Genomic DNA, 23,079 nt, shown 5'->3' on the forward strand with positions numbered 1-23,079 from the left:
GAATTTATTAGGAATGCTTCGTCGCGTGAAAAGAAGCGTGTATTTGCTGATGTTTTGGTTAAAGCAACTGAAAGACAAACGCGTATACTCGAGGAAGTTAAAGCAAGCGCTTAGTGATCTATAAAGTTTTAGTCGAAACCCCGCCTAGTGCGGGGTTTTTTGTGCCCATTAATTCAGCCTCCATAAATTTAAGGAATAGCTCACGAAACGCCAGCCTCTTTTGCTACCCTGTCGCACTCTCGGTCTACTTTTGGCGGTACGGTGCAACGTTGCACCACACCGCCAATAAAGTCGCCGGTATCATTGCGCGGTTGTTTCTTAGCCGCTTCTTATTAGCTTCTTTTGTTCGCTTGCACTCGTTAAAAACCGTTTTTCTCAACTGCACACGCAAAATAAAAACTATCGTGCGGTACTTATGAAGCAATCAGTTTAAGGATATACCCGCCCTGGGGTATGCTAGTGCCACTAATTCAAAAGCTCGAATTCGTCTGTAGGTTCGTCCGGTTTCTTTACACCAAGCCGGTGGCGCTCAGTCGGGGCAAACCCTAAACTAGCGAGCGTTTTAACTAACAGTTGCATCTGCCATGCTGCCGGTTCGCCGTTGCGATACTGATCCAATAAACCGCAAGAAATCTCCACCATAATGCGGTCTGACGCTCTCAGAACGCCCGGCACCGATTCAGATACCAACTCCCGCCAAATAACCCGCTGTGGGCCGCTCATGTGAACAGGAGGGTCGCCTACGTCCGGTAATTCGTCAGAATCAAAAGTATTGCGCGTTTCGTGGCGGCATTTCTGATAAGTGCCTTTTAAATCCAATTGTTCGCGGCTTAATGGTTTTCTACCTTTCATAATACCCTCGGGTCTAATTTTGCACGCATAAAATAAAGGGGGAGCGGCGGTACTTATAAGCCATTCCATTCGAGGATCTACCCGCCCCACCCTATGCTGTGCTGCTCGAATGGCTCTGTGATCGCGTATATCATGCGCTCGGCTAGTGGTTGCAGATGATGCGGTACTCGCGCCACACTGCCTTCAACGCGAACAGGGAACCGTCTAGCACTAAGGTCTAGTATGAGGGGCATTACTTCATCCGTTACCGGTATGCGGCTACCCTCAGCCAAACACTTAGCGAACTCCAATGTGGCCGGCCTCATATGCGTCGCATCCAAGCTTTAAGCGAAGCAATCACGCCTCGCTCATGTTCTAGCTTTAGATAATCCTCGGCCCATTCAACCGCGCCGGTGCGCTTGTCCTCAAGAATGGCCACCTCTAAATCTGAGCCAGTTAACTTTAGGTCGCTACACATTGCCCGGTAGCTGGTGAACTCAAATCGAGCCGCCATCTGTTCAAGTGCTGCGTCCAGGTCTGCCGCTTCCTCGGCAATATTGAAAGCGCCATCCTTGGCAGCAATTCTAAACATCATCACAGCGAACCTGTAACCAGGGCTGTGCTGTTAGCAATGATCAACGCTATTCGCTGGGTGGCTCTAAGGCTGATCATGTTCTCTTGGAAGTTTGTCGAGTGGTGCCTGCTGATCTCAACCTCTGGGCCGCTTTCCTCAAACAACACTGCCGCCCGGCTCATGTCGCCAATTAGAAAAGTCCCGGCAGCAACCTGGGTGGTGACATAAACGCGAACGCCCCAAAGATTGGGTTCGCCTGCGTAACGTGCGCCGCCTGCCGCGTAGGTGTCATCAGATGCGCCGCCTTTCTTGGTTTCGATTGCGAACCAGTCGGTGGGGTGCAGAATGACCGCATTAGGTGCAAACTTTGCGGCTTGAATTTGCCTTATTGCGGAGCGGATAACATCGAGTTGATTAGTAATGTTAGGGCTTTCGTTGCTCCAAGTAGTCGCGCCCTGGATCAAGCCGCTAACATAGTGTGTGGATCCGGAGCCGTTGATCAATTGGTCTTGCTCGCTCTCTGCAAGATCAACTAATAGGCTTTGCTGCATAAACGCCTGGAATGCGCCGGAGTCGCTCATCAGCTGTTTACTGACCGCCGCCGTAACGCCTAGGGTGCTCATTGGCTCGAATACGCTAGCAAATGTATATGCCTGCTGTCCCATCGAGGTATTGTCAGGAACTACCGCCGGGCTGCCTTGTGTAAACACTGTGCGTACTGGGTATTCAACTTGCCCCTGATCACTGGCGAATGTCGGTAACAATGACCGCAGGAATAATGGCTGAGTCGCTCCAGGGTCAATGCTGGGCCGCATAGAGAATGCCAACGGATCATTTAGCGCCTGTGTTGTTGTAACCGCAGACTTGCGCTCGATGTCGGATATTTTAAACTTCGCAATGGCGCTGGCTTTTCCGTTTAACACTGCTTTGGTGTCGGCAGCTGATAGGATGCGGTCGGCCAGTGTTTTGTGCTGTGGTCTCAAGCCTAATTGATGCGCTTGAATTGAAACAATGCCATCTAAGCATTTTGCTATTTGTTGTTCAGACATGGTTAAATTCCTCGTGAGTCGATGGTTTTCTGGAGCCGGTCGATTCGGTCGATCACGTCCTCCAGGTTAATTGCTCGCTCATCGCAAACGAGTCGGGAATAGCCGCCAGCAACAGCGCGTTTAGCCTCCCTTCGTGATAACCCGATCCTCTCAATCAGGGCCTTCTCAAACGCTCTAGGCGATTGTTTGATCTCGTGAATTCTTGCTCTGCTGTTTGCAGGTAAAGCAACTGCGCTAATTTCAGGTAATCGCGCAATGTCCAGAATTTCCCGTACTCCATTTCTTTCTGCAGCTCCGTCCTTGCTTAGCATGAATCCAATGCTGAGTCCGATGCTGCCGGTTTTCATCAAAGAATAAACTTCTCGCGCCTTAGCAACATCTAGATTTAGTTGGCCTGTTACCTCCAAGCCTCGCTCAGTTTCACGAACGCTAATCCAATGGCCTAAGGGCAGCTCAGCTTTGTGGCTCCAAAGAAAAGCGGGGCGCGTGTTTTGTTTTCGGTGGTACTCCAGAGCTTGCTGAAATGCGCCTTTGTGGATAATGTCGCCTTGGCTGTCTGGCTCGGTTTCCCAGTCGGATGCGAGTCCAGAAAATTGTCCGGTCTCGGTTAAGTTGGCGCGCTTGATCTCAAGCAGTTGTGGGGAAGTGTGGTTTGTCATGGCGATACCTCGCGTATGGCCTGGTTGTTTGAAATTAGTTCGTCTGGCGTTTCGGGGTAATTTGAAAAACGGTTTGTGGTTTTTTGCCTTCACGGATAGCTAAGAATTTGAAGTCTAAAAGCCCCTCAGTATCCAGGCCGATCTCGGCTTTTATCCAGCACTTGCCAGTTTTCAGATCATTTTCAACCTGGGCAAATTGTGCAGAATCGGTTAGTGAAGCACCCACTGCTAACATTTCAAACAAAACGCTGATATTGTGGGACACTGTTTGAAGCGCGAACGCCTGGGCATCTTCTTGAGTGTATATGGTTTCGCTCATCGTCGGGCAATCGCCTCCAGTGCTTCACGGCCAGTCAGCCTAACCATTTCGCGTTGTGCTGCGGGGTCGCCAGCGAGCGCATCTTTTGCCACTTGAAGCAGTGACTTTTGGGCGCTATCGCGCAATAACGTTTTTACGTTTCGGCTGCCTCGTGGTCTGGCATCGGCTTTTCCTCATATCAAATAATACTGTATAAATATACAGTATAAATGGTGTTTTGTCAATATATATCAATGGTTTACTGTTACCTTGTTAAGCTCAAACAGGTACGTTGCAACGTTGCGCCACACCTGGTTAAAACAGTCCGGTGCAATGTTGCGCCACACTTGGTTAAAACATTCGCCTCTACCCATACCCTGGTTCTATCCGTCACAACGTCACAACCCAGCAACCACGCGGGTTACAGCCCGATTTCTATTCGTCACAATAGCAACGTGTGACGTTTGCAACAACCCCTGAAAGCCGCGCCGCGCTTGACTTGTGACGTTGTGACGTTTAAATAGGGTGGTTTGATAGGTATCTGGTAAAAACAGATCCAGGGTGCGGCCATTGATCCTAATAAATGAAGTTTCGGCACTTTCGGCGGGCAACATTAAAACTCCTATACGTGCGCGCGGGCGGGTTTCTAATCGACTGCCGAACATGCCGAAATAAACTCGTTGTCGGTTTTGTTCGGCAAAAAAACATGATCCGGGATCGACCAGTATTTTTTTGTTTTGGGTATCTCGAAGCATTCAACACGAACAATTAGATGCGCGTATTGCGGTCTGCGTTCGTGCCAGCGTTTCAAAATGCCATCTAGCCCATGCCTGGTTTTGTAAATGCCATCGACTAGGCCAGTCTCAACTTCTAATATTAAATAGTCAGTCATTGTTCACACCTCGTTCTCTAGGTTTCGAGCCACTCGCTCTTTGAAGAGATTAATTACATTCTTAAAATGCTAAATACCTGGTATATATATAAAGGTCCCCACCAGTGGGTTAATCAGAAGCCAAAAACGTTGAATTTAAGGCCTCCATTGACCCACCCGTGGGTTAGTGCTCAAATTAACCACATTCATTGACCCACCAGTGGGGTAAGTTGACCCACCAGTGGGGTAGCGTTTTTGTTTTCGTCTTGGGTTTTGCCATTGTTTTTTGGTCACCTTGTATTCATTTGTTGCCGCCACCGTAGGCCTTAAATCATGCTTACCCTTGCATTCATCAATTGGAAAACAGGTTAAGGCTAACAACGTGGGGCGGTTTCTTCCTCCGTGACGCGATACCTTTACAAACTCATAATACAAAAGTTCTTGAAGCGCATAATCTAGGCTTGAGCCAGAAGTCCAGCCACGAACTTTCATCAGTGTTCGGCACGCTGACAAATCTCCGTTATTGCCGCCGTTGTAGTGAGCGAAAAGATCATTTAGCAACCGTACGGCTCTATGGGTCAGTTTGAGGTAATTGGGGTGCCACAAAAGATCCTGATAGAGCTGTACGAAAGCCTTAACATTGGCTCGACCTTTCGCCTTTTTGGGCGTGGTCATTACTTCGCTCCGGTTAAGATACCCATTAGCGCAACCTCCCCAAAACAAGCTGGGCGCGCTCTCTGTGTTCCGGGCTAATCCAATAGCGCGCTACCTTGGTTGGCAACCCTCGATAGCCTGGTACAGTTTCAAGCTGTCGGGCGATGGTGATTCCAAGACGCTGCAAATCCGCAACCGTTGAATTTAAAACGTGGTCGCTCAACTGGCGTTCGGCTTCGAATCGGTTGAAGGATTGGCCGTCAATGAGTGCTGTTAATACACGTTTCTTTTTTGAAGGGGTTTTGGTATCGTTAGCTTGTTCTATTTGATTTGGCCTCTGAACCTTGGCGGGAGATGGGGCCTTTTCATTTGCGCTCATTTTGTCACCATAATGGCGCTATTTGCGCCACCCTGTAGGTTGATAAGGGGTGTCACTCGATTTACTCTTTTCCGGGTTGTTTTTGGCCTAGTTTGGTACAACGGGCAACCGGGAGAAGTACAACCCTGGACTTGCTGCCGCCAAGTACCGGGCTGGTGTTTGTCGTAGATACACTCACGGCATTTATTGTTGATTGAAGCGCGTAGGCTCATGCCGCACCCCCAGATTTTTCCTCCAGTCTCTTTATCCAGCGATCACGTTGGGCGGGGGTGATTAGTCGGCGACGGCCAACTTTGATAGTTTGTAGTTCGTTGTCGGCGATGGCGTCATAAATTTTATTTCGGCCAACACCAACTTGATACGCAATTTCATTAATTGAAAACGCGGCGCGTTCTGCTTGCATGGTAAAACCTCCGTAAAGGATCAAAATAAACACCAAAGGGTGTTTTATGTTTACTGAGGTTTAAAGATATGGGTTTGTGCTGAACTAAATAATGGCAAGAGAAATTAATCTAATAATTAATTTGTCATGACAATTGAAAGTTTTTTAAATACTGAAATGTCATATGGTTGACCAGTCAGCGCCATCATATTGCTTCAGGATTCTATTCATGGAGCGTTCATCAAATGAATAGCCAAGTATTTCCATGATGCTGCACACCACTGACGGGCTAACTCTATCTTTTTTTGTGCCTTCAAATGAAAACCAGTAACGCAATCCAACAACAACATCTTTTAAGATATAGTGTTTAAATCCAGTGATTGAGTCTGGAACTGACGCCGGATCTTGCGCGAAGATATGGAACGGATATTGTCCATCAGCAAATTTCTGTAATGTGGCCATAAATCTTACTGGCTTTCTAAGATTATGCTCAGTGGCGTGCTGTAGTATCGAATCCATAAGTCTTTCACTTTGGCTCATGATACTCGTGGGTAGTTTTTGCGATGCTGCGTTTTTGCTGAGTAGAAAAGTATGAATTACATCAGCGATCACATTGGCAGTCCGATAATAATATTCTTGTTCAATTGTCAAAGGGTCAATTTTTTCACCTGGGGCCATCCACATACCGATAGATTTTTTGTTTGTTAATTCATCTAATACGGCCTTACAATATTGATTAGCGTCACACCAAGTTAGAAATTCAAAATTATGACCGGTTAGTTTCTCGCGATATTTTTGAGTTGTGTTTTTAGCGTACTCTTTCCATTCCGTATCATTTTGTGGGCCTGATTCTGGCGGGATAAAAGAATCTGTTTCTTTGATCAAATTGAAAAAACGATTATCAAAACAGCCTCTTCTGTAACGAACCATCTTCGCATAAACCTGGTTGAAGTAACCGCAACCGCTTATGCTTGGTAAATTTTCTGACATCTCGCACTCCTACGACTCATTAAAAAACCACCCCAGGGCGCTGAGTAAACGCCTTTTCGCCTGGCCAGGCTAGGGGTGGCGATTTAGGTTAACCGGATTTCTGCTTTAACCTCGGCTTACCACGCTCCATTACTACTAAATGGGCATTAGAAGACTTGGCTATCAACCAAGGGTAAAGTGCTTTCCTTCTCTCTTCAGGTAAACTCATAAATAAACGGGTCAATAAAAGATCCATCTCCTCCGGCTTTCTCTCGGCTGTATTTGTGCTCATGACTCACCCCCCAATTTTCCATAAAGATTATTAACCTGATCCTGTAGCCGGTTAGCTATTACCTCAATGCTATAACCCAGATCGTTAATGTCATCGCCGCTACTATGCTCCATGGTTCGCGCTATGCCGCGCAAGCCGTCTTGGATCAACACGATTTCTCCATATTCACCCTTGATGAGTTCTTGCGATTTACTACTCATGTTTGCGCCTCCTTTTGTTGGTCTTCAGCCTGAGAAATAAAGTCATACACAATTTCAAAGTTTGCTGACATAACCTCTAGGGCCGTTGTTAAACCGGCGCTAACACCAGGCTCTAACTTACAGCACGTATAAGGGTATAAACCATCTTTCGCGTTACATATCTTTAGTAGTGCGTCCATTGCCAGCTTTGGCGTTATTTCAATTTCCTTGTCCACCTGTTCCTGTGTGGTATTCTCTTGAGTAGCCATGATTCTTACTCCTAATAGTAAGTTTTGTGGTTAGCGGCCTTGGGTGTATAGGCACCTTTGGCCGCGCTTATTGAATGCCTTTCGGCGGTTCAATTCTTTTGATTGAATACTCGATCAATTGCATTTTCTTTATGCCCCGGCGACAAGTGAGCATAAACCAAAGTCATTTTAATATCGGAATGGCACATCAGCTCTCTAACAGTGTTTAGATCAATGCCAGCCATTACCAATTTTGAGGCGAAGGAATGGCGTAGATCATGGAATCGAAAATCCTGTATTTCGGCACCTTTTAGAATGCCGCTCCATGCTTTTTTTATATCCTTTAGTGGCGCGCCGGTTTTTGAATTAGGGAATATTAGGCCTTCGCCTTTGGTTTGTTTCTGCCATTTTTCCAGCACTAAAAATGCTTCATCAGATAAAGGAATGGTTTTAGCCATCTTGCCAAACTTGGTATGACGTATCTTGCTAATCACTTTACGAATATGTTTTAACTCAAAGTCAACGTGTCGCCACTCCAGCTCAAATAAATCACCCCGGCGTAGCCCTGTGTTTAGAGCAAGCAAAATAAGAGGGGTCATATAATCCGCATAACCTTCCATCACAGATTTGAGCGGATAACCTCTTTTCTGCCGCCAGTTGTTGGCTGACTCTCGACTATTGCATAAAGTTCTATCCCTTACTTCTAGCGCTGCTCTCAAGCGTATTTCTTCTTCCTCAAGCAAATATCTAGGATCTTTATGTGTTGTCGTGACGGCGTTCTTAGGCTCTCTCAAGTTGTATCTTTCGAGCTGGTGGGATCCAATCAATTTAAAGGTATCGACGGCGCGGTTTAGTGCGGCTTTTAGATAACTAAATTCAATCTGTTTAGTCTTAAAGCTAACATTACGCGAACGCTGCCAACTCTCCATATCAAACTCTGATATTTTATCTAAGTCACGCGCAAATAAATGCTGGAAGTTCCTCTTAAGCCGTGGAATTAATTCAGTGTGCGAGCGGATGTTTTCTTTAGCATATGCCTTATAAGGCCCGTCCAGGAAATCACCTAACTTTTTGCTGTTTACGTTGGTATTGACAGCGTAAACCTGGAAGTGTTTTTCAGGGTTAAGCTTGATGGCTTGGGCTTCTTTTTGAGCTTGGGTATAAGTAATAATGTTGGCATCAGATATGCCATTAATCTTGATGGTTTTGCGGCGCTTTCTGCCATTGTGATTACGCAGTTCTACTATCCAGGCTTTCTTGCCTGAGGGCTGAATGCGAAGAATTAAGCCGCGCTCTCTCCCGTCCCTGAGCTCATAAGGTGTATCTTTTGGTTTGGCTTTTATGACTGTGTTCTGATTGAAGTCGTTAGCCATGATTTGTCCTTAAGCTGTTCTGTAAGGACATTATAGTGTATTACCGATAAACATCAACAAATAATAAAGGATTATATATCAATACGTTACGTATTAAGTTGTTGATATAAAAATCCATAAAATCGGGCTCATAACCCGAAGGTCGTCAGTTCAAATCTGGCCCCCGCTACCAATCAAAAAAACGGCCCAGAAGAATGATGATATAATAATCATTCTTCTGGGCCGTTTTTCTATCTGCTTATTTCTAACGAACACGATACCCTCAGCCTCGGTACTAGATAACTCGCCCTCCTTGTTATACATTTCCTATACCCAAAACTACTTGTTATCGCCCAACGAATGCCATAGTCTGATAAATACTCAGCACTATAAACACAGCTAATATTTAGGATTTTCAATTGCAGCCAGTAAAACGCTTAAGTGATCGCCTAGAAAGCCTAGTTGCTGGTCGCTTATGGTTAAAGGTACTGATTGCGCTCGGTTTAGGCATATTATTCGGGCTTATATTAGGGCCTGACCTCGGGGTAATCGAACCAGAAACAGTCAAAGTCATTACGGCCTGGCTGGCCTTGCCAGGCCAGATTTTTCTGGTATTAATCCAAATGATCGTAGTTCCTCTGGTTGTGGCCTCAATCGTTCGAGGGCTTGCTGCAAACAACAACCCTCAAGCTCTAAAAAAAATTGGCTTGATAGCACTCATATTTATTATCTTCACCACAGTGATGGCCGCTATCATCGGTATTGGGCTCGGGCAGCTCATCCAACCTGGTAGCCATTTACAACTAGCCGTTTTGACCAATAGTGCAGAATTTGGAGCCCCGCCTGTCAGCACCGCTGCTTTCCCAGCGCTCGATCAACTACCGGAGAAAATGCTATCGCTACTGCCAAAAAACCCGTTAGCTTCGATGGTTTCCGGGGAAATGCTGCAAGTCATCCTGTTCGCTGCAGTGCTCGGTTTTGCACTCATATCGATCCCCAAAAAACAGGCTCAACCGCTGTTTGATTTGCTTGGTGCGCTACAGGAAGTCAGCATCCGAGTCGTATCCTGGGCTATGCGCATAGCACCACTTGCTGTATTCGGATTAATCACCAAACTGGTTTCAAGTTTAGGCATGGAAGTTTTAACCGGCATGTTGATGTACGTAATGACGGTGATACTCGGCCTATTGTTACTGGTTTTTATGTACGCCCTCGTCATAAAACTATCCGGGCAACTTCCGCTCCGGTTATTCTTCGCTAAAGTTAGAGAGTTGTTATTATTAGCCTTTTCGACCAGCAGCTCCGCCGCAGTCATGCCGCTGACTCTAGAGGTAACTGAAAACAAACTTAATATCAGGCCAGGCATCGCCCGTTTTTTGGTGCCTCTGGGCGCCACTATTAATATGACAGGTACTGCGCTCTATCAAAGTATTGCTACCGTTTTTTTAGCACAGGTATTCCAGGTCGAACTGGGTTTAACCAGTTATGCTTTTATCATCACTATGGCTGTCTCCGCCTCCATTGGCTCTCCAGCAACGCCCGGAGCAGGCATTGTGATTCTGAGCCTAATCTTGGAAGGTGTGGGAATTCCTGCCGCAGGTATCGCCCTGCTCTTGGGTGTCGATCGTATTTTGGACATGTGTCGAACCTCGGTTAACGTGCTGGGTGATGTCGTAGCTTGCTTAGTAGCTGAACGCCTGATTCCGGTTGATACCGACTTAATCAGCACAGGAGAATAATTAAGATGGCAACATTAAAGTTTTTAGGTGCCGCACAGGAGGTAACCGGCTCCTGCTATTTACTGGAATCTGTGGCACTTGGCCGCGTGCTGCTTGACTGTGGCATGCATCAAGGGGGTAGCGCCGTTGACAGAATTACCAGCGAGCATTTTGATTTCGACCCTACCCAAATTGACGCCGTTATTCTCTCTCATGCCCATCTTGATCATTCCGGGCTATTACCGAAGCTAGTGCATGCTGGTTTTCGAGGCGCCATTCATTGCACTGAAGCGACTGCTGAGTTGCTCGATATTATGCTCAACGATGCCGCCGGACTTTATCAACGCGACCTCGAGCGAAAGAATCTCCAGCAAGCACGCAAAGGACTAAAAGCGCTAAAACCTGATTACGTCAAAAATGATGTCCTTAGAACCTTGAAATTGTGCCACCCCCACCCTTACAAAACACCCATAAACATAACTGAACAAACCACTCTTTGTTTTCATGATGCGGGGCATATTCTTGGTTCCTCTATCGTTGAAATCACGCTCGAAGAAAAACAACAACGTAAAACGTTGGTGTTTTCTGGCGATCTTGGCAAGCAAAACGCCGTACTCATGAACGATCCGGATAGGCTCGAACAGGCCAATGTTCTTTTAATGGAAAGCACTTATGGTAATCGCAACCACCGTCCAATGGAGGATACCATCGACGAATTTCGCGATTTGCTGCGCACTACCTGGGATCGTGGCGGCAACATCATTATCCCGGCGTTTGCGGTCGGTCGCACTCAGGAGCTTCTATTCCACCTAGGACGCTTTCACCGTGAAGGCGAACTCGACAATTGGCAGGTGATTCTCGATAGTCCGATGGCGATTGCAGTGACTAAAATATATGATCGCTGGCTCCATACGCTCGATTGTCAAGGTATCAAAAAGTTAAGCTCCGGCGACCAATCCTTACTTAGCAACTTCATTCCTCGGTTGCACTTATCCATAACTCCACAAGATTCCATGGCTATTAACAACATAAAAAAAGGCGCCATCATTATTGCCGGGAGTGGTATGTGTACCGGTGGCCGCATCCGCCACCACTTTAAGCAACGTATCTGGAATAAACGTAACACCCTAATGTTCGTTGGCTTTCAAGCACGGGGAACCTTGGGGCGGCTATTAGTAGACGGCACTAAATATATTCGTCTATTTGGCGAAGAGTATGTGGTGAAAGCACAAATCGCGACTCTGGGCGGATTTTCCGCCCACGCCGGTCAAAGCGAACTAATCGACTGGCTTACTCATTTTAAAAGCAACCCGCGCATTATGTTGATCCATGGCGAACCTGAAGCACAAGACGCCCTCTCACAAAAACTCTGGAGCGAAAAAAATATCACTACCGAGATCCCAGCACGCGGGCAAAGTATTGCTTTTTAGCGATCACTTTTCGAATGGTCGGGAAATCACTCTCAGATTTAAGGTATTTAGCGCCCATTGCACTTTTTTTGGTATTTATTTTTAAGCTGTAGGCACGGCCCTTCAGAATAGCTCCCCATTTCCTCAGCAAACTATGGTTGATTTTTCGTATTTCTGAAAATAATAGAAATATATTTCATAATTTCCCGATTAACCCACAAATTAGCAACAATATTCCTCTATTGCCAAACTACAATATCAGAACAGAAAAACACTACTAAGGATCATATCGATGACACTTGCAGAAGCACTTTTAATGGCGTGCAAAAACTACGGGGCACAGGAAATTTTCGGCATTCCTGGCGATTTTGCGCTACCTTTTTTTAAAGTCATTGAAGAAACCAATATTCTCCCTCTTTATACCCTAAGCCATGAACCTGGTGTGGGGTTTGCAGCGGACGCTGCATCAAGGCTACATTGTCAGCCTTCTATTGCGGCAGTGACCTATGGCGCAGGAGCGCTGAACATGATAAACCCGATCGCCGCCGCCTATGCCGAAAAGTCGCCTGTGATCGTCATTTCCGGAGGGCCTGGCGCTGGCGAGAGAAATGCGGGGCTATTACTGCATCACCAGGCAAAAACACTTGATTCACAGTTAGCCATGTTTAAGGAAATTACCTGCGACCAAGCTGTCCTGGATGATCCGGTGCGCGCACCGGAACAGATCGCCCGAGTGCTGGGCAATTGTGTTGCTCAGTCACGCCCCGTGTATATCGAAATTCCCCGTGATAGCGTGAATGCTCCCTGTAACGAAGTCCCAATTATCCACCCCGAACTGAATGTCGATCAAGATGCGTTAAAAGCCTGCGTTGATGAAATTCTCAAAGCGCTGGAAAACGCAAAATCACCCATGTTACTTGCCGGTGTTGAAATTCGTCGCTTCGGCTTGGAGCAGGACGTTGCAGAACTGGCCATCAACCTTGGTATTCCCGTCGCTACCACTTTCATGGGAACAGGTTTGCTCACCAATACCAATGCCCCACTTTGCGGCACTTACCTGGGAGCGGCAGGCGACCAACAAGTAACGACGATGGTAGAAAGTTCGGATGCTCTTATTATGCTGGGCGTTATTCTGTCCGATACCAATTTTGGTGTATCGGTGAGTAAAATTAACACGAGAAAATCTATTTTGGCCTGCGACAGCAGCGTCTCCATGAGCTACCACACTTACAAGGATATCCCACTTCGCGCCTTAGTTACTGAACTAAAAGGGCATAGCGCGAGCGGCAGAAAAGCATTCGGTCTGGAACGCAATTACCCTGGCGATCTGCCTGCTGACGCACAAAAAATAACCCCGACCGATATCGCAGCGGCAGTTAATGATCTGTTTCGGGATCACGGCGATATGCCGATCGCATCCGACATGGGCGATTGTCTATTCACAGCCCTCGATATGAAATATGGTGGTCTCATCGCACCAGGATACTACGCCACCATGGGCTACGGCATTCCGGCGGGCATAGGCACACAAGTCGCAACAGGTCTAAGACCCTTAGTTCTGGTTGGTGATGGCGCATTTCAAATGACTGGCTGGGAGCTGCTAAACTGTGTCCGTTATGGTTGGGATCCAATTGTCTTGCTTTTTAATAACGCCAGTTGGGGCATGCTCAGCGCATTTCAGGGTGAGTCAAAATTTAACGATCTAATTGATCTGAACTACGCGGAAATTGCCAATTCGCTTGGCGGTAAAGGTTACCGCGTTGCTACCCGTGAACAGCTTAAATCAGCACTCAGTGAAGCCTTTAGCCAGCGTGGCCAATTTCAGCTGATAGACATCGCCATGGAGCGCACAGCACTCTCGAAAACACTCACTCAATTTACCACCAGCGTAAACGCTGGAAAACGCTCGCAATCATAGGCTAAATACGGTTAAATCCGCATTTCTAAAGATATGCCGCTGATATTTTTTCGGAGATACTGATGTTTGAGAAACTAGAGCTTTTGCCACCCGACCCGATCCTTGGTTTGATGGCAGCTTATCGCGATGACCCTAATCCCAATAAAATTGATTTGGGCGTAGGCGTCTATAAAAATGAGCAGGGAAATACGCCCGTACTGGAGTCCGTCAAACAGGCTGAAAAAATTATCCTGGACACAGAAAATTCTAAAGCCTATTTAGCGCCGGCCGGTAGCCCGGACTTTACTCAGGCCATCCAACAACTACTTTTTGGTGCAACTCATTCGGCCTATCTCGATAACCGTATCGCCACCATCCAGTCTCCCGGTGGTTGCGGCGCACTGCGTCTCGGCGCTGACTTTGCGCGGCGCTGCAACCCGGAAACAACCGCCTGGGTGAGTGATCCAACTTGGGCAAATCATATCCCTTTATTGGGTAATGCGGGTCTTAAGTTAGCGCAATATCCTTATTACGATTCCGCCAGCCATCAACTTAAATTTGATCAGATGACTGAAACTCTAAAACAGGCCAAGCGCGGTGATTTAGTATTACTCCATGGCTGCTGTCATAACCCCTGTGGTGCAGACTTGAGCCAAGCGCAATGGCAGTCGTTAGCGGAAATGGCGGAAATCCAGGGATTTATTCCTTATATTGACATTGCCTACCAAGGCTTCGGGGACGGTTTAGAGGAGGACGCGTACGGGCTGCGTTTGATGGCTGAACGGCTACCTGAAATTATCGTCGCCAGCTCCTGCTCAAAGAACTTCGGTATTTACCGTGAACGCGTTGGGGCACTATCCATTGTTGCGGATAGCGCACAAGCGGCCAAGATAAGCACGACTCAAGCCGCCAGCATTGCGCGTGGCATGTACTCAATGCCCCCCTCACATGGCGCGGCGGCGGTCAGTTTGGTTCTAAACAATGTGGATTTACGCCAACAATGGCTGGCTGAACTCGCCGAAATGCGCGATAGAATCAATGCGATGCGGGTATTGTTAGTGGAAAAATTAAAATTTAAAAACGCAAGCCAGGACTTTTCCTTCATCCAAAATCAATTGGGCATGTTCTCTTTTCTAGGAATTACGCCAACGCAGGTACACCAATTACGCGATCAATACAGCGTCTATATGGTCGACTCTAGTCGTATTAGTATTGCAGGTATGAATCATACGAATATTGAATACCTAACGGATTCGATCGTTGCCATACTTTAGGTGAAATTCTAGGTAGCTTTTTAAGTTTTAAACTTTTCAAGTCTTATTCTATTTTTTTGCAATCTTGGCCCGATAAAGGGGTATCAGGCCAAGATTATGTATTGACGATAGTATTAAATATCGTCCATATCTTCAGCGTACTCGGACAAATCCGGACTGCGATCAATCTTTGACGCACCAAATGCACTCACCAATCGACTACGCGCCGCTATTGTACGATATTTCTTCCAGACGCGCTCCAGCTCCGTCGTCACTTCCTTCTCACCTTTGCAGACAGCAACAAAATGTTTCTCGTCCTTCGTCATCGGACTTCTCTCTCCTGACTCCAACGCAATCAAAGAATTACCGTAGTTGTGGAGCAATTCAGCCTCGGCAATAGTGAACTCGCCGCAACGTCGAAAACCAATAGGGAACCTATCGTTATCATAAAAAACACCAGAGGATTCAATCGTCATTAGTTCCATAAACAAACACCTGTCATTAATATAAATACGAATTTATTTTTAGGTAATTATGGTAAAGGTCTGCGGGGCGGTAAAACGAAAGTTATTTATCGTAAAGATAAATTTATTTAACTGAATCAGTTGAAATTTCCTTATATTTGCGACAATCTAGGTGCTTCACTAATTGCACTAAAGTCGCTAAAAATGCTGTAGCTTTAATGCAAAAACTGAGGCAAAATTGCTAGCCCTTTGACGCTGCCCGGATAGCCAGCCCCTCTTAACATTCAGCGCCAACCCAATACCTATTACCGCCTCTGGAGATACGATTTGAATCAGCAACTCAACACCCCCTGGGGATACGAACTTTCCGCTGAGTTATACGGAATTAATCGCTGGAGCAATGACTATTTCGGTCTATCGCCCGATGGCAAAGTCACAGCAAAAACCCTTAGCACCGCAGTGCCATTAATGGACATTGTTGAGGGTATGTTTGAACGTGACATGCAAATGCCGGTTTTGTTGCGTATAGAAAATATTCTGGACGCGCAAATTCAGCGGCTGAACGAAGCCTTTAGAAAGGCCATTAAGGAACAGAATTACCAGGCTGGCTACCGCGGTGTTTATCCCATTAAAGTGAATCAACAAGCCCAGGTTGTGGAAGAAATTGCCCATTTCGGCAGCCGTTATCAGCATGGTTTTGAGGTGGGCAGCAAACCGGAAATGATTGCTGCTCTTTCTACCGTTGAAGAACCCGGTAGCTTAATCATTTGTAATGGCTACAAAGATGAAGAATTTGTCGACCTTGGATTACAGGCAATTCGCCTTGGTTTTCTCTGTTTCTTCGTCATCGAAACACCAGCTGAGCTCCCGATTATTATCGAACGTAGCAAAGTACTAGGCATCGAGCCAATGATCGGGCTACGCATCAAAATGAACACCAAGGTCAGCGGACATTGGAATTCAACCAGCGGTGACCGTAGCGTCTTTGGCCTTACCACAACCCAAATCGTCGACCTAGTCGACCTGCTAAAAAAAGAAAATATGCTGCATTGTTTGCAGTTGTTGCACTGTCATTTAGGTTCGCAGATACCCAATATTCAAGAAATTCGAAAAGGCGTTGTTGAAGCCTGTCGCTATTACGCTGACTTGATTCGCGAAGGTGCTGCATTGAACTATATTGATCTCGGCGGCGGCTTGGCAGTTGATTATAGCGGTGCTCAAAATAACGATGAACAGAGCCGCAATTACAGCCTTGACGAGTACTGTGAGGATATTGTCGATACCCTGAAAGATACTCTCAACGAGTACGGCATCGCCCACCCCACTATTGTCACCGAATCCGGGCGCTCAACAGTAGCTTACTCATCCGTGTTGCTTTTTAATATTTTAGACACAACCTCATTTGAACCAGCCAAGGTGCCGGATATTATGGAGGATGAGCACCCATTGATCAGGCGTATGCGTGAAATTTACGATTACCTTAACCCGGAACGTGTGCAGGAGTGCTACAACGATGCCCATTACTATCGGCACGAGGTGCGCGAACTCTTCAAACGAGGACAAATGAGTCTACGTCAGCAGTCGGTTACCGAGAATTTATTTCTCGACATACTGCACCGTATCACAGATCTTCTCGACAATATTGAGCATAGCTCGATCGATTTAAACGATCTCAAATCATCCCTAAGCGATATTTATTACGGTAATTTTAGCCTGTTCCAATCATTGCCGGATATTTGGGCCATTGATCAAATGTTTCCTATCATGCCCATCCATCGACTGAATGAAGAACCTAGTCGACAGGCAGTTATCGCCGATATCACCTGCGATTGCGACGGCAAAATCGATAAGTTTTTTGTCAGCCAAGAGATTGCCCAAACACTGCCACTACACCCGCTGATCGAGGGTGAAGAATATTATCTTGGCGTATTCCTGGTCGGTGCCTATCAGGAAACTCTGGGGGACTTACATAACTTGTTCGGCGACACCAATGTGGTTAGCGTGCGCCTAAATAGTGACGGTAGTTTTGATTTCGTGAAAGAAATACATGGTGACACCATCGCTGATGTGTTGAGCTATGTGGAATACGAACCCAAGGAAATGCAACTACGTTATCGCAACACCGCAGAACGTGCAGTCCGGGAGGGCCGCATTACAGCCCGTGAACGACAACAAACAATCAACGCCTTTAACGCGAGCTTGCAAGGCTATACCTACTACGAAAAAGAGAGTTGAGGTTTATTATGGCTAAAGTATTGATTATTGGCGCTGGTGGCGTCGGACAGGTAGTCACTCACAAGTGTGCCCAAGTACCGGAAGTATTTTCTGAAATTGTGCTGGCCAGCCGCACCGAAGAAAAGTGTAAAAAAATTGCTGCTCAAATTGATTACCCCATAAAAACGGCCCAGGTGGATGCGGACAATGTACCCGAACTGGTCGCACTGATTCAGCGCGAGCAACCGCAACTGGTCATCAATGTCGCCCTCCCATACCAGGATCTCACCATCATGGATGCCTGCCTGGAAACCGGCGTGAATTATCTGGATACCGCCAATTACGAACCGCTCGACACCGCCAAATTTGAATACAAATGGCAATGGGCTTATCAAGACAAGTTCAAACAGGCCGGTCTAATGGCATTACTTGGCTCTGGGTTCGATCCAGGTGCCACCAATATGTTTACCGCTTATCTGGCAAAACATTATTTTGATGAAATCCATTATCTCGACATTATCGACGTTAACGGCGGTGATCATGGCTACCCCTTCGCCACCAACTTTAATCCGGAGATTAATATTCGTGAAGTCACTGCTGAGTGTCGGCATTGGGAAAACGGTGAGTTTGTCACCACTCCCGCGATGTCATTAAAACAGCCCTTTACCTGTCCCGATGAAGTCGGCACTTACCATATTTACCGTATGTATCACGAAGAACTGGAATCGCTCACCAAAAACTTCCCAAGCCTAAAGCGCGCTCAGTTCTGGATGAGCTTTTCCGAGAACTACCTCAACCACCTGAAAGTGTTGGGCAATGTCGGCATGACTGGCATTGAACCTGTCGAATATCAAGGCCAGCAAATAGTGCCTATCCAGTTCCTGAAAGCATTACTGCCTGACCCCTCGACACTTGGACCAAGAACCAAAGGCAAAACCTGCATTGGTTGTTTAGTGCGCGGCATCAAGGACGGTAAGGAAAAAATCTGCTTCCTTTACAACATTTGCGACCATCAGGATTGCTACAAAGAAGTTCTATCACAGGCGATTTCATATACAACTGGTGTGCCCGCCATGATCGGCGCCAAGATGATGCTGGAAAATCATTGGATGGTTCCTGGTGTTTGGAATATGGAACAAATGGATCCGGATCCGTTTATGGCCGACATGAATCGATATGGGCTACCCTGGAAGGTTATCGAAGAACCAGGGTTTGACCTGCTGTGATCAACAGCAAAACGTTTAAACACTTTGATTTAGCACGCGCGCCGTCGCCCTGCTTTGTCGTCGATGAAGTAGCGGTAGAGCATAACCTGAAAATACTGGATCGTGTGCAACGCGAGTCCGGCGCAAAAATCTTAATGGCACTGAAGGCGTTTTCGATGTTTAGTCTGGCGCCTTTAATCAGCCGTTACTTAAAAGGAGTTTGCGCCAGCGGATTGCATGAAGCGCTACTTGGTCACGAGGAATTTAGCGGCGAGATTCACACCTTCAGCGCTGCTTACACAGAAGCCGATTTAGCAGAGCTAGTTAAAATTTCCCACCATCTGGTGTTTAATTCCTTTGGTCAATGGCAGCGTTTTCAACCTTTACTGCAAGCAGCCAGAACCAAAAGACCAGAGCTACAATTTGGCTTAAGGATTAACCCCCAACATTCGGAAGGCACCACACCCATCTATGATCCCTGTGCGCCTTGTTCACGCCTGGGCATTCCGCGCGACCAATTTACGGGACAAAACCTGGAAGGCATCAGCGGTTTGCATTTTCATACCCTCTGCGAACAGGACTTTCCTCCTCTCGAACGCACACTTGATGCGGTAGAGCAGCAATTTGGCGACCTGTTACCACAGATGGAATGGGTCAATTTTGGTGGTGGCCACCATATTACACGCGATGACTATCAGGTTGACGCGTTAATAGCCCGCTTGATTGAGTTTCAAAAAAAATATCAGGTGCAGGTCTATCTCGAGCCAGGTGAAGCTATCGCCATTCATACCGGCATCTTGGTCGTGGAAGTATTGGATATCATCCATAACGATATGCCTATTGCCATTCTCGATAGTTCCGCCACCTGTCATATGCCAGACACAATGGAAATGCCCTATCGCGCAGAAATATTCGATGCTGGTCAGCCCAACAAAAAGGCCCACACCTATCGTCTGGGCGGGCAAACCTGTTTAGCCGGCGACGTTATGGGCGACTATAGTTTCGATCAGCCACTGCAAATCGGTCAACGCCTCGCCTTTGACGACATGGCCCACTATACGATGGTAAAAACAACTACTTTCAATGGCATTAACCTGCCTTCGATTGCTATTTGGAACTCAGAGACAGACGCATTTCGACTGATCAAACAGTTCGGCTATCAAGATTTTAAACATCGGCTTTCTTAAGAGTAAGGCGCTTTTAATGCAGGATTTTGATCAACTAGCAGCACCCAACTACCCAGTTTTTCTTGGCTCTGAACTTCAGCATCCAGCACCTGAAAAAGCACGCTTCCATGTGCTGCCCGTTCCCTACGAAGCCTCTGTTTCCTACGGCGGCGGCACGGCACTCGGTCCTGCCGCTATTCTGGGAGCGTCCTGGCAACTGGAAATCTGGGATGGCCAGAGCCGTCCGGCGGATCGAGGTATTTTCACCCACCCGCCCATTGATGTCACCGGAGCAGAAGCCGAAGTCATTCAGCGCATCGCCGATGCAACTCACCATATCGTATCGCAACAAGCACTGCCGGTTGGCTTGGGCGGTGAGCACACGGTAACTTATGGATTGATAAAGGGCCTGCTGGATGCGGGCATCAAGGACTTGGGCGTTGTTCAGATTGACGCCCATGCCGACCTGCGTGACGCTTATGAGGGTAACCCCTATAGCCATGCCTCCGTCATGAAGCGCATAGTTGATCTCGACATCCCCCTCTTTCAGTTAGGCATTCGCGCCTTCTGTGAAGAAGAAATCGCTACCCGCAAAGCCTTTGGTGTTCACTATATTGATGCGGAAGATTTAGTGCCGAACCAGATTCAGAGCATCGAACTGCCGCAGGACTTCCCAAAGAACGTATTCTTCACCCTCGATATTGACGGCATGGACCCTGCCATATTTCCTTCTACCGGTACTCCGGTACCGGGAGGCCTGGGTTGGTACCAAACTCTGTCTTTATTCGAATCCGTCGTCAAACAGCGTCATATTGTGGGTTTTGACCTAATGGAATTCGCTCCAATTGCAGGGTTTCATACTTACGAATTCTCAGCGGCTCTGCTTGTCTACAAAATGATGGGGATTATTGATCGTCACAATCGTTAAACCAAACCTGCCTGACCACAACCATGGATACAGAGCTACTTAGAACTTTTTTAGAGGTTGAAAAAACCCGCCATTTTGGTCACGCGGCGGAAAATCTCTATCTGACGCAGGCTGCGGTAAGTTCCCGCATTCGCCAGCTAGAGAATACTTTAGGCGTTAGCCTGTTCAATCGATACCGCAACAATATTAACCTCACACCCGCTGGTGAACGTTTAAAGCCCCATGCCGAAGCCATTATGATCTCGCTCAGTCGCGCTGTGCAGGAGTCTTCTCTCGTCAGTGATCAGTCACTCCAGGTGGCCATCGGCGGTTCGCCTAATCTTTGGGATTCTTTATTGCAGGATTACCTCAATCAACTGCTACAGAAATTTCCTGAGATTACGTTACGGGCAGTTGCCCAGGAACAGGAATTCCTGACCCGACAGCTAATGAGTTATACGTTGGATCTCGCGATTATGTTTGACCCACCCAAGGTCGATGAGTTGAAAGTGGATAAAATCCGTAGCCTTCCGCTGCTGCTGGTTTCAAGCTACCAAAATATCGGATTTGACGAGGTGTTCTCACGCTCTTACATCCAAGTGGACTGGGGCACTTCTTTTAATATCCAACATGCTCAGTACTGTAGCCATGCTGCGGCTCCAATTCTGTATACGAGTACCGGCAGGATTGCCCTCGATTTTATGTTGAAAAATGGCGGCTCCGCCTTTCTGCCAGCGCCCTTTGCCAGGCGCTATATTGATGCTGGGCAACTGTATCTTATTTCGAGCGCACCACCCATCAATCGAGATGTGTACACCGCCTTTCATCGCAACAGTGAAAAAGCAGAACAGCTCGAACAGATGATTATTCTTTTCACCCAAATTGATCCATGATTATTGAACCGCAGTCTCGCCCATATAAACGATGCGGTAAATCGTGCCAGAATAATCATCCGACAGGTACAACTCACCCTGACTGCCTTGTGCCACATCCACTGGTCGCCCAATAATATCGCCATCCTGCTCAAATCCCGTCAAGAAGTCACGCTGTGTAATTCCTTCTTTATCATCCCAATGCAAAGATACGAGCTTATAGCCATCGGGCGATGAGCGATTCCAAGAGCCGTGCAGGGCGACAAAAGCACTTTTGCGGTACATTTGGGGCAAAGCATCGCTACGATTAAAACGTATGCCTAACGGAGCGTTATGCGCCCGAAAACCAAAGACCGGCGAAACCGCATTCAGGAGCATCGCTTCTTTACCCTGACCTTCGTCAGGATCTAGATCACCAAAACCATTCACATAAGGCCAACCATAAAACTGACCATATTCGATACGGTTAAGCTCACAAGGCGGATAGTCATCACCCATCAGGTCACGACCGTTGTCGGTGGCATACAAAGCGCCATCCCAGGGTGCCCAATCGAAACCGACGCTGTTGCGCAACCCCGTACCTACTATTTCACCGGCACTGCCATCAGGACGGAAACGCATCATAGTTGCCCGCCGCACATCAGTTTCCACACAAACATTACAGCTCGAACCAATACTGAGATAAAGCCAACCATCGGGGCTAAAGCCAATGCTCTTTGACCAATGATTTCCGACCTTAGGTAAACCTTCTATGATGCGTTCATATTGCCCACCCAGGCGGCCTGAATCGACATCAAAAAGCACACGCCCGATAGCATCCGTTTCGGCAATATAAAGCCACTCTCGCCAGAGGGCCAAACCATGGGGCCGATTGAGCTTGTCCAGCAACACCCTTTTTGCATCGGCAATCCCGTCCTTATCCTTATCGCGCGCCAGCAGTATCACCTGATGTTGCCTTGGCGTACTCACCAGCAGATCACCCTTTGCGGTTACTAGCAACATTCGCGCACCGGGAATTGCTGTGGCATAGCGGTTTAAACGAAACCCCTCTGGTGTCACTAGCCGGTTCTCCACAAGTTCTCGCGACGGCGACTTGATTCCGCTTCCGGCCAGCGCACTAACGATCATCTTCAGGCTGGTTATTTCGAGGTTCGGCGTCATAGCGATATAGCCTACCGCTACCAGCACAATGGTCATTGAACTGAGGCCGAAAAAAATTAGCGTCCGTTTTAGCATG

At 47.2% G+C, this 23,079-nt stretch carries 28 protein-coding genes; 9 read left to right on the forward strand and 19 right to left on the reverse strand.

Going from position 1 to position 23,079, the window contains the following annotated elements:
* Positions 1-465: 465 nt before the first annotated feature.
* The 17 genes from H6995_14500 to H6995_14580 all read right to left on the reverse strand — a co-directional run bounded on the left by H6995_14500 (position 466) and on the right by H6995_14580 (position 8,758).
* Complete coding sequence (locus H6995_14500) at positions 466-852, reverse strand: hypothetical protein (protein MCP5216208.1); 387 nt, start codon at positions 850-852, stop codon at positions 466-468.
* Between the two features lie 77 nt (positions 853-929).
* The gene (locus H6995_14505) at positions 930-1,157 is read right to left on the reverse strand and encodes a hypothetical protein (protein MCP5216209.1); all 228 of its coding nucleotides are present in this window, start codon (positions 1,155-1,157) and stop codon (positions 930-932) included.
* The gene (locus tag H6995_14510) at positions 1,154-1,426 is read right to left on the reverse strand and encodes a hypothetical protein (protein ID MCP5216210.1); all 273 of its coding nucleotides are present in this window, start codon (positions 1,424-1,426) and stop codon (positions 1,154-1,156) included. The genes H6995_14505 and H6995_14510 overlap by 4 nt, the downstream gene beginning before the upstream one ends.
* The gene (locus H6995_14515; protein ID MCP5216211.1) at positions 1,426-2,454 is read right to left on the reverse strand and encodes a phage major capsid protein; all 1,029 of its coding nucleotides are present in this window, start codon (positions 2,452-2,454) and stop codon (positions 1,426-1,428) included. The genes H6995_14510 and H6995_14515 overlap by 1 nt, the downstream gene beginning before the upstream one ends.
* A gap of 2 nt (positions 2,455-2,456) precedes the next feature.
* Positions 2,457-3,113, reverse strand: coding sequence for an HK97 family phage prohead protease (locus H6995_14520; protein MCP5216212.1), 657 nt, complete (start codon positions 3,111-3,113; stop codon positions 2,457-2,459).
* A 34-nt stretch (positions 3,114-3,147) separates the two neighbouring features.
* Complete coding sequence (locus H6995_14525; protein MCP5216213.1) at positions 3,148-3,432, reverse strand: hypothetical protein; 285 nt, start codon at positions 3,430-3,432, stop codon at positions 3,148-3,150.
* A 377-nt stretch (positions 3,433-3,809) separates the two neighbouring features.
* Entirely contained in the window at positions 3,810-4,025 is a 216-nt protein-coding gene (locus H6995_14530; GenBank protein ID MCP5216214.1) for a hypothetical protein, read from the reverse strand.
* Positions 4,026-4,057: 32 nt separating this feature from the next.
* On the reverse strand, positions 4,058-4,303 hold the full coding sequence (locus tag H6995_14535) for a hypothetical protein (GenBank protein MCP5216215.1): 246 nt from the start codon (positions 4,301-4,303) through the stop codon (positions 4,058-4,060).
* A 135-nt stretch (positions 4,304-4,438) separates the two neighbouring features.
* Positions 4,439-4,957, reverse strand: a complete 519-nt coding sequence (locus tag H6995_14540; protein MCP5216216.1) for a hypothetical protein — start codon at positions 4,955-4,957, stop codon at positions 4,439-4,441.
* A 25-nt stretch (positions 4,958-4,982) separates the two neighbouring features.
* Positions 4,983-5,315 carry a hypothetical protein gene (locus H6995_14545; GenBank protein MCP5216217.1) on the reverse strand — a complete coding sequence of 111 codons (333 nt, stop codon included), beginning with the start codon at positions 5,313-5,315 and terminating at the stop codon, positions 4,983-4,985.
* Complete coding sequence (locus H6995_14550) at positions 5,312-5,527, reverse strand: hypothetical protein (protein MCP5216218.1); 216 nt, start codon at positions 5,525-5,527, stop codon at positions 5,312-5,314. Before H6995_14550 ends, H6995_14545 begins: the two co-directional genes overlap by 4 nt.
* On the reverse strand, positions 5,524-5,718 hold the full coding sequence (locus H6995_14555; protein MCP5216219.1) for an excisionase family DNA-binding protein: 195 nt from the start codon (positions 5,716-5,718) through the stop codon (positions 5,524-5,526). The genes H6995_14550 and H6995_14555 overlap by 4 nt, the downstream gene beginning before the upstream one ends.
* Before the next feature lie 159 nt (positions 5,719-5,877).
* Entirely contained in the window at positions 5,878-6,687 is an 810-nt protein-coding gene (locus H6995_14560) for a hypothetical protein (GenBank protein ID MCP5216220.1), read from the reverse strand.
* Between the two features lie 88 nt (positions 6,688-6,775).
* Entirely contained in the window at positions 6,776-6,958 is a 183-nt protein-coding gene (locus tag H6995_14565; GenBank protein MCP5216221.1) for a hypothetical protein, read from the reverse strand.
* Positions 6,955-7,158, reverse strand: a complete 204-nt coding sequence (locus H6995_14570) for a hypothetical protein (protein ID MCP5216222.1) — start codon at positions 7,156-7,158, stop codon at positions 6,955-6,957. The genes H6995_14565 and H6995_14570 overlap by 4 nt, the downstream gene beginning before the upstream one ends.
* Positions 7,155-7,406 (reverse strand): hypothetical protein, encoded by a 252-nt coding sequence (locus tag H6995_14575; protein MCP5216223.1) that lies wholly within the window; start codon positions 7,404-7,406, stop codon positions 7,155-7,157. Before H6995_14575 ends, H6995_14570 begins: the two co-directional genes overlap by 4 nt.
* 89 nt (positions 7,407-7,495) lie before the next feature.
* Complete coding sequence (locus tag H6995_14580) at positions 7,496-8,758, reverse strand: site-specific integrase (protein MCP5216224.1); 1,263 nt, start codon at positions 8,756-8,758, stop codon at positions 7,496-7,498.
* A 398-nt stretch (positions 8,759-9,156) separates the two neighbouring features.
* Between H6995_14580 and H6995_14585 the strand changes: the two genes are divergently transcribed.
* The 4 genes from H6995_14585 to H6995_14600 all read left to right on the forward strand — a co-directional run bounded on the left by H6995_14585 (position 9,157) and on the right by H6995_14600 (position 15,035).
* Complete coding sequence (locus tag H6995_14585; GenBank protein MCP5216225.1) at positions 9,157-10,476, forward strand: dicarboxylate/amino acid:cation symporter; 1,320 nt, start codon at positions 9,157-9,159, stop codon at positions 10,474-10,476.
* Positions 10,477-10,481: 5 nt separating this feature from the next.
* The gene (locus H6995_14590; GenBank protein MCP5216226.1) at positions 10,482-11,885 is read left to right on the forward strand and encodes an MBL fold metallo-hydrolase; all 1,404 of its coding nucleotides are present in this window, start codon (positions 10,482-10,484) and stop codon (positions 11,883-11,885) included.
* Between the two features lie 271 nt (positions 11,886-12,156).
* Entirely contained in the window at positions 12,157-13,782 is a 1,626-nt protein-coding gene (gene ipdC, locus H6995_14595; protein ID MCP5216227.1) for an indolepyruvate/phenylpyruvate decarboxylase, read from the forward strand.
* Between the two features lie 62 nt (positions 13,783-13,844).
* On the forward strand, positions 13,845-15,035 hold the full coding sequence (locus H6995_14600; protein ID MCP5216228.1) for an aspartate/tyrosine/aromatic aminotransferase: 1,191 nt from the start codon (positions 13,845-13,847) through the stop codon (positions 15,033-15,035).
* A 113-nt stretch (positions 15,036-15,148) separates the two neighbouring features.
* Here H6995_14600 and H6995_14605 read toward each other — a convergent pair whose 3' ends face one another.
* Positions 15,149-15,499 (reverse strand): DUF413 domain-containing protein, encoded by a 351-nt coding sequence (locus tag H6995_14605; protein MCP5216229.1) that lies wholly within the window; start codon positions 15,497-15,499, stop codon positions 15,149-15,151.
* A 306-nt stretch (positions 15,500-15,805) separates the two neighbouring features.
* Here H6995_14605 and speA point away from each other — a divergent pair, with 306 nt between their 5' ends.
* Genes speA through H6995_14630 form a run of 5 tightly spaced genes read left to right on the forward strand, consistent with a single transcriptional unit; the run spans position 15,806 to position 21,863 of the window.
* Positions 15,806-17,713: a biosynthetic arginine decarboxylase gene (speA, locus tag H6995_14610; GenBank protein MCP5216230.1), complete on the forward strand. Its 1,908-nt coding sequence runs from the start codon at positions 15,806-15,808 to the stop codon at positions 17,711-17,713.
* An 8-nt stretch (positions 17,714-17,721) separates the two neighbouring features.
* Positions 17,722-18,918 (forward strand): saccharopine dehydrogenase family protein, encoded by a 1,197-nt coding sequence (locus H6995_14615; protein ID MCP5216231.1) that lies wholly within the window; start codon positions 17,722-17,724, stop codon positions 18,916-18,918.
* Positions 18,915-20,084, forward strand: coding sequence for a carboxynorspermidine decarboxylase (gene nspC / locus H6995_14620; protein MCP5216232.1), 1,170 nt, complete (start codon positions 18,915-18,917; stop codon positions 20,082-20,084). The genes H6995_14615 and nspC overlap by 4 nt, the downstream gene beginning before the upstream one ends.
* 16 nt (positions 20,085-20,100) lie before the next feature.
* Positions 20,101-20,991 (forward strand): agmatinase, encoded by an 891-nt coding sequence (gene speB, locus H6995_14625; GenBank protein ID MCP5216233.1) that lies wholly within the window; start codon positions 20,101-20,103, stop codon positions 20,989-20,991.
* Positions 20,992-21,014: 23 nt separating this feature from the next.
* Positions 21,015-21,863: a LysR family transcriptional regulator gene (locus H6995_14630; protein MCP5216234.1), complete on the forward strand. Its 849-nt coding sequence runs from the start codon at positions 21,015-21,017 to the stop codon at positions 21,861-21,863.
* On the opposite strand, the gene H6995_14635 is transcribed toward H6995_14630, so the two are convergent.
* Entirely contained in the window at positions 21,864-23,078 is a 1,215-nt protein-coding gene (locus H6995_14635) for a sorbosone dehydrogenase family protein (protein MCP5216235.1), read from the reverse strand.
* Position 23,079 lies beyond the last annotated feature (1 nt).

It is taken from the genome of Pseudomonadales bacterium, assembly GCA_024234615.1.
Classification (GTDB): domain Bacteria; phylum Pseudomonadota; class Gammaproteobacteria; order Pseudomonadales; family IMCC2047; genus JAJFKB01.

What these genes read in the sequence shown, in the direction of transcription:
- H6995_14500 (MCP5216208.1), bottom strand. Translation starts at nt 852, where the DNA reads ATGAAAGGTAGAAAACCATTAAGCCGCGAACAATTGGATTTAAAAGGC.
- H6995_14505 (MCP5216209.1), bottom strand. Translation starts at nt 1,157, where the DNA reads ATGAGGCCGGCCACATTGGAGTTCGCTAAGTGTTTGGCTGAGGGTAGC.
- H6995_14510 (MCP5216210.1), bottom strand. Translation starts at nt 1,426, where the DNA reads ATGATGTTTAGAATTGCTGCCAAGGATGGCGCTTTCAATATTGCCGAG.
- H6995_14515 (MCP5216211.1), bottom strand. Translation starts at nt 2,454, where the DNA reads ATGTCTGAACAACAAATAGCAAAATGCTTAGATGGCATTGTTTCAATT.
- H6995_14520 (MCP5216212.1), bottom strand. Translation starts at nt 3,113, where the DNA reads ATGACAAACCACACTTCCCCACAACTGCTTGAGATCAAGCGCGCCAAC.
- H6995_14525 (MCP5216213.1), bottom strand. Translation starts at nt 3,432, where the DNA reads ATGAGCGAAACCATATACACTCAAGAAGATGCCCAGGCGTTCGCGCTT.
- H6995_14530 (MCP5216214.1), bottom strand. Translation starts at nt 4,025, where the DNA reads ATGTTGCCCGCCGAAAGTGCCGAAACTTCATTTATTAGGATCAATGGC.
- H6995_14535 (MCP5216215.1), bottom strand. Translation starts at nt 4,303, where the DNA reads ATGACTGACTATTTAATATTAGAAGTTGAGACTGGCCTAGTCGATGGC.
- H6995_14540 (MCP5216216.1), bottom strand. Translation starts at nt 4,957, where the DNA reads ATGACCACGCCCAAAAAGGCGAAAGGTCGAGCCAATGTTAAGGCTTTC.
- H6995_14545 (MCP5216217.1), bottom strand. Translation starts at nt 5,315, where the DNA reads ATGAGCGCAAATGAAAAGGCCCCATCTCCCGCCAAGGTTCAGAGGCCA.
- H6995_14550 (MCP5216218.1), bottom strand. Translation starts at nt 5,527, where the DNA reads ATGAGCCTACGCGCTTCAATCAACAATAAATGCCGTGAGTGTATCTAC.
- H6995_14555 (MCP5216219.1), bottom strand. Translation starts at nt 5,718, where the DNA reads ATGCAAGCAGAACGCGCCGCGTTTTCAATTAATGAAATTGCGTATCAA.
- H6995_14560 (MCP5216220.1), bottom strand. Translation starts at nt 6,687, where the DNA reads ATGTCAGAAAATTTACCAAGCATAAGCGGTTGCGGTTACTTCAACCAG.
- H6995_14565 (MCP5216221.1), bottom strand. Translation starts at nt 6,958, where the DNA reads ATGAGCACAAATACAGCCGAGAGAAAGCCGGAGGAGATGGATCTTTTA.
- H6995_14570 (MCP5216222.1), bottom strand. Translation starts at nt 7,158, where the DNA reads ATGAGTAGTAAATCGCAAGAACTCATCAAGGGTGAATATGGAGAAATC.
- H6995_14575 (MCP5216223.1), bottom strand. Translation starts at nt 7,406, where the DNA reads ATGGCTACTCAAGAGAATACCACACAGGAACAGGTGGACAAGGAAATT.
- H6995_14580 (MCP5216224.1), bottom strand. Translation starts at nt 8,758, where the DNA reads ATGGCTAACGACTTCAATCAGAACACAGTCATAAAAGCCAAACCAAAA.
- H6995_14590 (MCP5216226.1), top strand. Translation starts at nt 10,482, where the DNA reads ATGGCAACATTAAAGTTTTTAGGTGCCGCACAGGAGGTAACCGGCTCC.
- ipdC (MCP5216227.1), top strand. Translation starts at nt 12,157, where the DNA reads ATGACACTTGCAGAAGCACTTTTAATGGCGTGCAAAAACTACGGGGCA.
- H6995_14600 (MCP5216228.1), top strand. Translation starts at nt 13,845, where the DNA reads ATGTTTGAGAAACTAGAGCTTTTGCCACCCGACCCGATCCTTGGTTTG.
- H6995_14605 (MCP5216229.1), bottom strand. Translation starts at nt 15,499, where the DNA reads ATGGAACTAATGACGATTGAATCCTCTGGTGTTTTTTATGATAACGAT.
- H6995_14615 (MCP5216231.1), top strand. Translation starts at nt 17,722, where the DNA reads ATGGCTAAAGTATTGATTATTGGCGCTGGTGGCGTCGGACAGGTAGTC.
- speB (MCP5216233.1), top strand. Translation starts at nt 20,101, where the DNA reads ATGCAGGATTTTGATCAACTAGCAGCACCCAACTACCCAGTTTTTCTT.
- H6995_14630 (MCP5216234.1), top strand. Translation starts at nt 21,015, where the DNA reads ATGGATACAGAGCTACTTAGAACTTTTTTAGAGGTTGAAAAAACCCGC.
- H6995_14635 (MCP5216235.1), bottom strand. Translation starts at nt 23,078, where the DNA reads ATGCTAAAACGGACGCTAATTTTTTTCGGCCTCAGTTCAATGACCATT.